This window comes from Leucobacter sp. M11 (assembly GCF_035726885.1).
Classification (GTDB): Bacteria; Actinomycetota; Actinomycetes; order Actinomycetales; family Microbacteriaceae; genus JAPFRB01.
On record NZ_JAPFRB010000005.1, the window covers coordinates 217,107 to 227,303 of the forward strand.

General features: G+C 70.5%; 12 protein-coding genes. 10 read left to right on the forward strand and 2 right to left on the reverse strand.

The window, feature by feature from the left end; translation table 11 throughout:
- Window positions 1-89: 89 nt before the first annotated feature.
- From ruvX to aroB, 6 genes are all read left to right on the forward strand, one after another.
- Window positions 90-620, forward strand: coding sequence for a Holliday junction resolvase RuvX (ruvX, locus tag OOT08_RS16400; RefSeq protein ID WP_325093894.1), 531 nt, complete (start codon window positions 90-92; stop codon window positions 618-620).
- Window positions 621-717: 97 nt separating this feature from the next.
- Window positions 718-1,797, forward strand: a complete 1,080-nt coding sequence (mltG, locus tag OOT08_RS16405) for an endolytic transglycosylase MltG (protein ID WP_325093896.1) — start codon at window positions 718-720, stop codon at window positions 1,795-1,797.
- Entirely contained in the window at window positions 1,767-2,663 is an 897-nt protein-coding gene (locus tag OOT08_RS16410; protein ID WP_325093898.1) for a shikimate dehydrogenase family protein, read from the forward strand. Before mltG ends, OOT08_RS16410 begins: the two co-directional genes overlap by 31 nt.
- A gap of 5 nt (window positions 2,664-2,668) precedes the next feature.
- The gene (gene aroC / locus OOT08_RS16415) at window positions 2,669-3,880 is read left to right on the forward strand and encodes a chorismate synthase (RefSeq protein ID WP_325093899.1); all 1,212 of its coding nucleotides are present in this window, start codon (window positions 2,669-2,671) and stop codon (window positions 3,878-3,880) included.
- On the forward strand, window positions 3,877-4,461 hold the full coding sequence (locus OOT08_RS16420) for a shikimate kinase (protein WP_325093900.1): 585 nt from the start codon (window positions 3,877-3,879) through the stop codon (window positions 4,459-4,461). The genes aroC and OOT08_RS16420 overlap by 4 nt, the downstream gene beginning before the upstream one ends.
- Entirely contained in the window at window positions 4,454-5,590 is a 1,137-nt protein-coding gene (aroB, locus tag OOT08_RS16425; RefSeq protein WP_325093901.1) for a 3-dehydroquinate synthase, read from the forward strand. Before OOT08_RS16420 ends, aroB begins: the two co-directional genes overlap by 8 nt.
- Window positions 5,591-5,660: 70 nt before the next feature.
- Here aroB and OOT08_RS16430 read toward each other — a convergent pair whose 3' ends face one another.
- The gene (locus OOT08_RS16430; RefSeq protein WP_325093902.1) at window positions 5,661-6,290 is read right to left on the reverse strand and encodes a TetR/AcrR family transcriptional regulator; all 630 of its coding nucleotides are present in this window, start codon (window positions 6,288-6,290) and stop codon (window positions 5,661-5,663) included.
- Entirely contained in the window at window positions 6,287-7,498 is a 1,212-nt protein-coding gene (locus tag OOT08_RS16435; RefSeq protein WP_325093904.1) for a Bcr/CflA family efflux MFS transporter, read from the reverse strand. Before OOT08_RS16435 ends, OOT08_RS16430 begins: the two co-directional genes overlap by 4 nt.
- A gap of 139 nt (window positions 7,499-7,637) precedes the next feature.
- Here OOT08_RS16435 and OOT08_RS16440 point away from each other — a divergent pair, with 139 nt between their 5' ends.
- The 4 genes from OOT08_RS16440 to OOT08_RS16455 all read left to right on the forward strand — a co-directional run.
- Window positions 7,638-8,066, forward strand: coding sequence for a type II 3-dehydroquinate dehydratase (locus OOT08_RS16440; RefSeq protein WP_325093906.1), 429 nt, complete (start codon window positions 7,638-7,640; stop codon window positions 8,064-8,066).
- Window positions 8,067-8,160: 94 nt separating this feature from the next.
- Window positions 8,161-8,724 (forward strand): elongation factor P, encoded by a 564-nt coding sequence (gene efp, locus OOT08_RS16445; RefSeq protein ID WP_325093907.1) that lies wholly within the window; start codon window positions 8,161-8,163, stop codon window positions 8,722-8,724.
- Window positions 8,725-9,144, forward strand: coding sequence for a transcription antitermination factor NusB (gene nusB, locus OOT08_RS16450; protein WP_325093909.1), 420 nt, complete (start codon window positions 8,725-8,727; stop codon window positions 9,142-9,144).
- Between the two features lie 191 nt (window positions 9,145-9,335).
- Window positions 9,336-10,197 (forward strand): LysR substrate-binding domain-containing protein (locus tag OOT08_RS16455; RefSeq protein ID WP_325093910.1); only part of this gene is annotated, 862 nt, incomplete at its 3' end.

Consider the following 10,197-nt stretch of genomic DNA (forward strand, 5'->3'; position numbering starts at 1 on the left):
AAGGACGACCTGGCGCAGGGCGGCGGTACGGACCCCTCGAAGATCGATGCGGCGCTCGCCGATCTCGCCGAAGCCCTCCGGGCTGGCGCGTGAGGCCGGGCGTCAGACTCGGCGTCGACGTCGGCAAGGCTCGGATCGGCGTCGCCCGCTGCGACCCCCACGGGATGCTTGCCACCCCGGTGGAGACGGTGCCGCGGGCGCGCACCGGCTCCGCCGACGTGGCGCGGATCATCGCGTTGGCGCACGAGGCTGAGGCAATCGAACTGGTCGTTGGCCTGCCGCTCAACATGCGCGGTGAACGTACCCCGTCCACCGAGGACGCCGCCGACTTCGCCGCGGTCCTTGCCCGGGCCTCCGGCGTTCCGGTCCGCCTCGTTGATGAGCGCCTGTCCACGGTGTCCGCACAGGGACAGCTCCGCAGCGCAGGAAAAAACACGAAGGGCTCCCGCGCGATCATCGATCAGGCGGCGGCGGTGGTGATCCTGCAACACGCCCTCGACGCGGAGCGGAGCCGAGGCATCGCCCCGGGCGAGAACGTGGCTGGCGCGGACGCCGGATCCGACGGGGCAGCGGAATCGCTCCCTGCGCAATCGCGGGAAAACCCCCTAGAATCTCTCTGAGTCACCGTCATCGCGGAAGCTGACCCCGTCACCGGCCGCGTCGCTCGACCTCGTTTCCGCCGCCCGTCCCGAACGGGATAACCCCCCAGGAGCTTTTGTGTCTCAGCCGTCCAGCCGTCGCCGGCGGATCCTTATCAGCGTCATCGTCACGGTCGTGCTCCTCGGCGGTCTCGGAGCCGGGGTTGCGGTGCTGTGGTCCAGCTACGGCCCCCAGATCCAGCGCGCGCTCGGCATGGTCGAGCTGAACTACGACGGCGCGGGGGAGGGCGAGGTCGTCATCACGGTGAAGTCCGGGGATATCGGGGCCGACATTGCGCAGACCCTCGCCGAGAACGGCGTCGTGAAGACCGCAGAGGGCTTTAACGAGTACCTCATTCGGGAGGAGCCCGACGCGCAGTTCCAGCCGGGCGCGTTCCTGATGCGCAACAAGATGAGCCCCCAGGCCGCCGTGGCCGCGCTCCTCGATCCGGCCAACCGCATGGAAATGAAGGCGGTCATCCCGGAGGGCAAGAACGCGGCCCAGGTCTTCGAATACCTGAGCGCGGCAATTGACGTGCCCGTCGAGGAGTTCACCGCGGCCTCGGCCGATCCGCAGGCCTTCGGGCTTCCCGAGAACGTGCCGAGCCTGGAGGGCTGGCTGTTCCCCGCCACCTACGAGTTTGAGCCGAACACGACCGCGACGCAGGCAATCCAGCGCCTCGTCACCGAGATGGTCGGGGTCCTCGACCGCAACGGCGTGCCGGAGGCCGAGCGCGAAACCGTCCTCAACAAGGCGGCGATGGTGGAGCGCGAGGCGGGGCGCGCCGAGGACATGGGCAAGGTCGCCCGCGTGATCGAGAACCGGCTCGCGATTGACATGAAGCTGGGCATGGACTCGACCGCGCAGTACGGGGTCGGCGAACAGAGCGGCGTGGTGTGGTCGAGCGACGAGGCCCTCGCCGACGAGAACGCCTGGAACACCTATAAGCACACGGGGCTGCCCGTCGGGCCCATCGCAAACCCCGGCGAGGCCGCCATCCAGGCCGTGCTCGCCCCCGAGCCGGGCGACTGGCTGTACTTCGTCGCCGTCGACATGAGCACGGGGGCCTCCGAGTTCACGACCACGCTCGAGGACCACGAGCAGGCAACGAAGAAGCTCGTGGAGTGGTGCTCCGCCAACCCGGACTACGGATGCTAGGGGAGCCGGGCCGCCAGCTCGCGGTGCTCGGCTCGCCCATCGCGCACTCCCGCTCGCCCCAGATTCACGCCGCTGCCTACCGCGCCCTCGGCCTGGACTGGGCCTACGGGCGGCACGAGATCGTTGCGGCTGAGCTTGCCGGATTCCTGGCCGGACTCGGCGACGACTGGCTGGGGCTCTCGCTGACCATGCCGCTCAAGGACGAGGCCTGCCGCCTGGCGGCCTCGCTCGATCGGGTCGCCGAGCGCTCCGGAGTCGTGAACACCCTGCGCCGCGACGCGGTCACGGGGATGTGGCACGGCTGGAACACGGATGTCTGTGGCCTGGAGCGGGCGATCCGCGATCTGCGCAGCCGACAGGGGCGTGCCGACCCACCCCGGCGGGTGACCGTGCTCGGCGCGGGAGCCACCGCCGTCTCGGCCCTGCTCGCCGCCGAACGCCTGGGCGCGGAGCACATCGAGCTCCTGGCCCGCCGCCCCGAGCGCGCCGAAGCGTTGCTCGCTCGGATCCCGCAGCCCGGCCTCAGTCGCAGCGCGGGGGATCTGGGCCGGCTCGCCACGCCCGGCGGTGACGAAACGAGAGACCTCGTCATCAGCACGCTGCCCGGCACCGCCGGGGCCGAGCTGAGCGTCGCCGCATCCCTGCGCGAGCGAAGCCCGCTCTTTGACGTCGCCTACGATCCCTGGCCGAGCGCGCTCGCGCGCGGCTGGTCCGAGGCGGGCGGCGTTGCCGGGTCCGGGGTGGACATGCTCGTCTGGCAGGCCCTCGCGCAGATTCGGATCTTCGTCTTCGGCGACCCGGAGCGGGCCCTGCCCGACGAGGACGCGGTGCTCGGCGCAATGCGCGCGGCGGGTATGGAAGAATAGCGATCATGCTTCGTTGGCTCACCGCCGGGGAATCCCACGGCCCAGAACTCATTGCCCTCCTTGAGGGTCTTCCCTCCGGCGTCCCCGTGGCGCTCGACGATCTCCGCGCGGAGCTCGCGCGCCGGAAACTCGGCTATGGCCGCGGTTCCCGGATGAAATTTGAGGAGGACGCGCTCAGCCTGTCCACCGGAGTCGTGCAGGGCAGCACGATCGGGAGCCCCATCGCGGTGCGCATTGGCAACACGGAGTGGCCGAAGTGGACCGAGGTCATGAGCCCCGAGCCCACGGAACTCTCCGAGAAGAGCCGCGGACGCGGCGCGCCTCTGACCCGGCCCCGCCCGGGGCACGCCGACCTCGTCGGCATGCAAAAGTACGGCTTCGAGGAGTCCCGGTTGATCCTGGAGCGCGCGAGCGCCCGCGAGACCGCGGCCCGGGTCGCCCTCGGTGCGATCGGTCGCAAGTTCCTCGCAGAGCTGGGGATCACCCTCGTCAGCCACACCATCGCGATCGGGCCGGTGACGGTGCCGGACTCGGCGCTGCTCCCGCGACCCGAAGACGTTGATGCCCTGGACGCCGATCCGCTGCGCTGCTTTGACGCGGCCACGAGCGCGCGCATGGTCGCCGAGGTGGACGACACGAAGAAGTCCGGCGACACCGTCGGCGGCGTCGTGGAGGTGCTCGCCTACGGGCTGCCCCCGGGGCTCGGCTCGCACGTGCACTGGGACCGTCGCCTCGACTCCCAGCTCGCCGCCGCGCTCATGGGCATCCAGGCCATCAAGGGCGTCGAGGTCGGCGACGGCTTCGAGACCACCCGCCGCCGCGGCTCCGTCGCCCACGACGAGCTGCGGATGAGCTCGGGCCGGATCGTGCGCGACACGGACCGGGCCGGCGGCATCGAGGGCGGCATGTCCACGGGCACCGTGCTTCGGGTCCGGGCAGGCATGAAGCCCATCGCGACCGTCCCGCACTCGCTGCCCACGGTCGACGTCGCCACGGGCGAGGACGCGAAGGCGCACCACCAGCGCAGCGACGTGTGCGCCGTGCCCGCCGCGGGCGTGGTCGCGGAGGCGATGGTGATCCTGGTCCTCGCGAACGCGGTGCTGGAGAAGTTCGGCGGCGACAGCGTCGCCGAGACCCGGCGCAATCTTGAGGCCTACCTCGCCGCGATCCCCGAGACCCTGCGCACGCAGATCTCGGGCACCGAGCCCCGGCCGTGACCGGGTCCCCGGCGATCCCCGAGGCGAGCGCGGCATCCGCGCTCGTGTTCGTCGGGCCGATGGCCGCGGGCAAGACGAGCATCGGCCGCCGCGTGGCCCGTGAGCTGGGCTGGGAGTTTCACGACACCGACGCGCGGATCGTTGCCGGACACGGCCCCATCACGGAGATCTTCGCCGAGCACGGGGAAGCCCACTTCCGTGCGCTGGAGGAGGAGGCCGTACGCTCGGCGCTCACGGGCGGCGCAGGGCGCATCGTGTCCCTCGGCGGGGGAGCCGTGCTCAGCTCGGCGACCCGGCAGCTCCTGCGCGGCTTCCCCGTGGTGCTCCTCACGACCACGCAGGAGGCGGTGCTGAGCCGCACCAACCTGGACAAGCGTCCCCTGCTCAAGGACGACCCGGAAGCCTGGGGGCGCATCTACGCGGAGCGCCTGCCCCTGTACCGCGAGGTCGCGGACCAGACCTGGGCATCGGAGCGACGCCCAAAGGAACACATCGCCGCCGAGATCACCGCGTGGTTCCGAGCGAACCACGCCCCGGCGGAGCCGATTCACGGAGAAGCGAAAGACGAGCAGCATGACTGAGCACAGCGAGCAGAGCCCCCAGACCCCCGAGCCCGCCGCGAGCGATTCGGGCACCGACCTCACCCTGATCCCGGTGACCGGGGAACGCGAATACACGGTGACCGTGGGGCGCGGGCTCTCCGGAACGGTGCGCCAGGCCGTGGGGGAGCGCGCGAGCAAGATCCTGATCGTGCACTCGCCGACCGTCGGCCGTTTCGCCGAGGAACTGCGCGAGTTCCTCGCGCCGAGCTACGAGCAGGTGTTGCTCGCGGAGGTGCCTGACGCCGAGTCCGCGAAGCGGATCGAGGTCGCGGCGTTCTGCTGGGAGATCCTCGGCAAGAGCGACTTCACGCGCACCGATGCGATCATCGGCCTCGGCGGCGGGGCGGTCACGGACCTCGCGGGCTTCGTCGCGGCCACCTGGCTGCGCGGGGTGCGCCTCGTGCAGGTGCCGACGAGCGTGCTCGGCATGGTCGACGCCTCGGTGGGCGGCAAGACCGGCATTAACACGACCGAGGGCAAGAACCTCGTCGGCGCCTTCTACGCGCCAGCCGCGGTGATCTGCGACCTGGACCTGCTGGCCACGCTGCCGCTCAACGAGATCCGCGCGGGCTTCGCCGAGGTCGCAAAGTGCGGCTTCATCGCCGAGCCCGAGATCCTGGACCTCCTGGAGCACGAGCTGGACGCGACGATCGACCCGGGGACGCCGCAGTTCCGCCGCGCGATCGAGCTCGCGATCGGGGTGAAGGCAACCATCGTCTCCCAGGACTTCCGCGAGGACGGGGTGCGCGAGTACCTGAACTACGGCCACACGCTGGGGCACGCGGTCGAGCACGCGGAGCGCTATCAGTGGCGGCACGGCGCCGCGATCTCGGTCGGCATGATGTTTGCGGCCGAGCTCGGCCGGATCACCGGGGCGCTGAGCGACGCGGAGGTCGAGCGGCACCGCACGATTCTCGGCTCGCTCACCCTGCCCCTGCAGTACCCGATCGGCCGCTGGCCCGGGCTGCTCGCCACGATGCAGCGGGACAAGAAGGCGCGGGCGGGCATGCTGCGCTTCGTCGTGCTCGACGGTATCGGCAAGCCCGGCATCCTCGCGGGCACCGACGACTCGCTGCTGTTCATGGCCTACCAGGAGATCGCAAACTAGCCGCATCCCTGGCACGCGCCGCCGCACGCCCTGCGCGTGCGGCGGCGCGGTGCGTTTAGGACGCTGCGGCTCAGCGGGAAGCGGATGTCCCGGCCTCGCCGAGGGCGGCGTCAGCGTAGGAGCCAAGCACGGCCCAGAGCGCCGCCCGCCGCGCCGCATAGGCCTCGGGCGAGTGGAAGACGAGCTCGACCTGCAGGCTGTCGATGACCCCGAGGTAGGCATGCGTCAGCGTTTCGGCGCGCTGCGGGCTGAGCGCTTCGGGCAGGGCCCGCACGAAGAGCTCACGAATCGCGTCCTCGAAGCCGCGGTAGGCGGCGATGATCTCCTCACGCAGCGCGGCGGGCGGCGCATAGACCGTGCGCAGCAGGAAGCGGTAATGCGCTGAGGCTGCGTAGCGGGGCTCCAGGCCCGCAAGGTACTCGCCACCCGGGAGCCCGTGGCTGGGCGCGGCGTCGAAGCTGTCCCGGGCTGCGCGCAGTTCCTCGCGGATCGCGATGGCCAGCACCTCGGCGAAGAGGGCGTCCTTGTTCGCAAAGTGCGCGTAGAGGGACGCCTTGCGCATGCCCGCGAGCGCGCCGATGGTGGTCAGCGAGGAGCCATCGTAGCCAGCGTCGGCGAAGTGGGTGACCGCGGCCGCGCAGATGCGCTCCGCCGAGGGGGTGAGGGCGCTTGGCTCCGGGATTGCGCGGGTCCGTGTCATGCCTGGGCTCCGTTCTTGGCGCGGGAGGCGCTCACCGCAACGATAGCAACCGCGATCGCGCCGGCGGCGACGAGGAAGGCGAGCCAGGGCACGGGGCCCGAGGGGACCGTCGCCCCCGCGAGGGGGGTCGCCGCCGAGGAAATCATGAGCTGGAAGGCGCCGAGCAGCGCGGCGGTGGAGCCGAGCGAGGTGTCCTGCGACGCCATCGCGAGCGACATCAGGGTCGCCTCGGCGACGCCGATGCCGAACAGTGCGACCCCCATTCCGATCACCACGCCGAGCAGCCCCGCCCCCGCCAGGGTCAGGCCGACGGCGAGCACCGCACCGGCGAATACGGTGACGGTGCCCGCGAGCGCGAGCCGTGCCGCTCCCCAGCGGGTCACGGTGCGCCCGGCAACGATGGCACCGAGCATGACCGTGATCCCGGTTCCGCCGAAGACGAGCCCGAAGCCGGTTGCGTCGAGCCCGAAGCGCTCCTGGTAGATGAAGGGTGCGCCGCCGATGTAGCCGAACAGGAAAAAGAACACGGCGGACAGGCCGAGGGTCGGCAGCAGGAAGTTCCCGTCCCGGGCGATCCGCGCGTAGGTGCGCAAGACGGCCGCGGGCCGGACGGAGGACCGCGAGCCCCGGGGCAGGGTCTCGGGCAGGGTCAGCGCGGTGTTGGCGAGGGCGATCGCGGCGAGGCCCGCGAGGACGAGCAGCACGGCGCGCCACCCGAAGCGCTCGTCGACGACGCCACCGAGGCTCGGCGCGAGCACGGGAGCGAGCCCCTCGATGGTCATGAGCAGGGCGAACAGCTGGGCGGCGCGCGCCCCGCTCGCCGCGTCCCGGACCATGCTGAGCGCGACCACGAGGGTGAGCGCCGCCGCGAGGCCCTGCACCGTGCGCGCCGCGAGCAGCGCAGCCATGTCCGGGCTGGCTGCCGCCCAGACGGAGGCCAGCAGGAACGCGAGGAGCGCGACGAGGAGGGGGATGCGACGACCGAAGGCGTCGGTGATCGGCCCGAAGACGAGCTGCCCCGCCCCCATCGCGAGCAGGTACACGGTCAGCGTGAGCTGGCCCGACGCGGCCGTCGCGGAAAACTCGGCGACGATATCCGGCAGGGAGGCGAGGAACATATCCGTGCCCGCGGGGCCGAGCACGGTCACGAGGGCGAGGGAGACGGCGAACCAGCCGCCAGGGCTGCGGCGTCGCCGGGTGGTCATCATGGCAGGTGGCTCCTCGGGGGATGTGATCGGGATCGAAACTCTGCCTACCGGTAGGTAGGCAACCTGGAAACCGTAGCGCAGCGGGGCGGGCCCGCGCCACTCCGGGCGGTGCGCGGGCTCGGATCGCTAGACTGTCGGCATGGCACACGTGATGGTTTTGAACGGCCCGAACCTTGGCATGCTCGGCGTTCGCGAGCCCGAGGTGTACGGCAGCGCGAACCTGGATGATCTGCGCGCCGCGCTCGTCGCGGACGCGGGGGAGCGGCACACCGTCGACCTGCGTCAGACTGACAGCGAGGCCGAGATCATCGGCTGGCTGCACGAGGCGTTCCGAAACGGCTGCCCGGTCATCCTGAACCCGGCCGCCTTCACGCACTACAGCTACGGCATGCGCGACGCCGCGGCGATGGTCGCCGAGGCCGGCCTGCCCCTCATCGAGGTGCACATCACGAACCCGCACCGGCGGGAGGAATTTCGGCACACGAGCACCATTTCCGGCATTGCGAGCGGGGTGATCGCCGGTTTCGGCTTCGACTCGTACCGGCTCGCCCTCCGCGCCATTGGGTGAACGGCCGCCAAGGCAGTAAACTCGTACTGCTCAGCACGGACCCGGCCGATGTCCGGCCCGATCCGCACGACACGAAAGATGGAAACGCACCGATATGGCAACCTCAAACGACATCAAGAACGGCACCGTCATCAAAATTGATGGCCAGCTCTGGTCGGTGACCGAGTTCCAGCACGTCAAGCCGGGCAAGGGCGGCGCCTTCGTGCGCACCAAGATGAAGAACGTCGTCACGGGCAAGACCGTGGACAAGACCTACAACGCCGGGGCGAAGATCGAGACGGCGAACGTCGACCGCCGCGACTTCCAGTACCTGTACCAGGACGGCGCTGACTTCGTCTTCATGGACCTCTCTGACTACGACCAGCTGACGGTGTCGCCCGTCGTCGTCGGCGACGCCAAGAACTACATGCTGGAGAACCAGAACGTGCAGATCGCGCTGCACGAGGGCGAGCCCCTCTACCTGGAGCTGCCCGCATCCGTGGTCCTCGAGATCACCTACACCGAGCCCGGCCTGCAGGGCGATCGCTCCACCGGCGGCACCAAGCCCGCCACCGTCGAGACCGGGGCCGAGATCCACGTCCCGCTGTTCCTCAACGCCGGCGTCAAGGTCAAGGTGGACACCCGCACGGGTGACTACCTGGGCCGCGTGAACGACTAGATGTCGGCACGAAGCAAGGCGCGCAAGCGCGCGCTGGACCTGCTGTACCAGGCCGATCTGCGCGAGCTCAGCCTCGACGAGATCGTCCGCACCGAGGCCGCCCGCGCGGCTGGGGAACCGGATCGCCTCGCGAGCTGGCTCTACGCGCGCGAGATCGTTGACGGGGTGCACGACCACCGCGACGAGATCGACGGCCTGATCGGCGATCTCGCTCACGGGTGGACCCTGGACCGGATGCCCGCGGTTGACCGCGCCATCCTGCGCCTCGCCAGCTGGGAGATCCTGCACAACCCCGAGATCCCCGCCGCCGTCGCCATTGACGAGGCCGTGGAGCTGGCCAAGAGCCTCTCCACGGAGGACTCGGCAAAGTTCGTCAACGGCGTGCTGGGACGCGTCGCCGAGCAGGGCGGCGCCGCCTAGCCGCTCCGAGGCAGCCACGTCAGAGGCCCCCACCCCGTTGAGGGGAGGGGGCCTCTGCCAGTTCCGCCAGGACCCGGTCGCGTCGCGACTCAGTCGCGTCCGGAACCGGTCCTTCCCCTGCACCGTGGCCCGTCCTAGGCTGAACGGGCAGGGGGCCGCCTCCTGCGGTCCCGCCTGGGAGAGGATCGGGCATGGACCTAACCAAGCTTCGGTACTTTGTGGCGGTGGCCGAAGAACAGCACTTCGGCCGAGCGGCGACACGCCTCCACATGACGCAGCCGCCGCTGTCCCAGCAGATCAAGCTCCTGGAGCACGAACTTCAGGCGCAGCTGTTCGTCCGCACCACACGCCGCGTCGAGCTCACTCCCGCGGGCGAGCTGCTCTTGGCACGGGGTCGGCTCCTGCTCCGCGAAGCGACGACGCTCGTTTCCGACGTGGGGCTCATGGGCCAGGGGGTCTCCGGGGTGCTCCGGGTCGGCTTTTGCGGCTCGGTGGCCTATCAGCGGATGCCGGCAATCATTGCCCGCGCGCGACGCGAGTTACCGAGCGTCCAGCTTTCTCTGCAGGGTGAGATGCTGACCCCGGAGATGGTGCTCGCGCTCGAGGAGGAGCGCCTCGACGTCGCCGTGTTGCGCCCGCCCACCGAATCCGTGCAGCTCCGGCTCACCCTCCTCGCGCACGATCGGCTGGTCATCGCCCTCCCGGAGGATTCACCGCTGGCCTCGACCGGTGTCGTCTCCCTGGCCAGTATCCGGGGGGAGCCCGTGGTGAGCTATCCCGTGACCTCGGCGACCGCCCTCACCATCGCGGAGGCCTGCGCCAAGCTCGGGTTTCAGCCGTCGATCGTGCAGGAGGCCACCGAGACGTCCACCGTGTTGGCCCTCGTCGCCGGCGGGACGGGCATTGCACTCATCCCCGTGCCCCGCGGCGCACTCTCGATGCCCGGCCTGGTGTTCCGCGAGCTCGATGATCCCCCGCACGTCGACCTGGCCCTGGCCTGGAAGCGTGAGCGGGCCTCCCCGCTCATGAAGCGCTTCGCCGCGTTGTTTACCT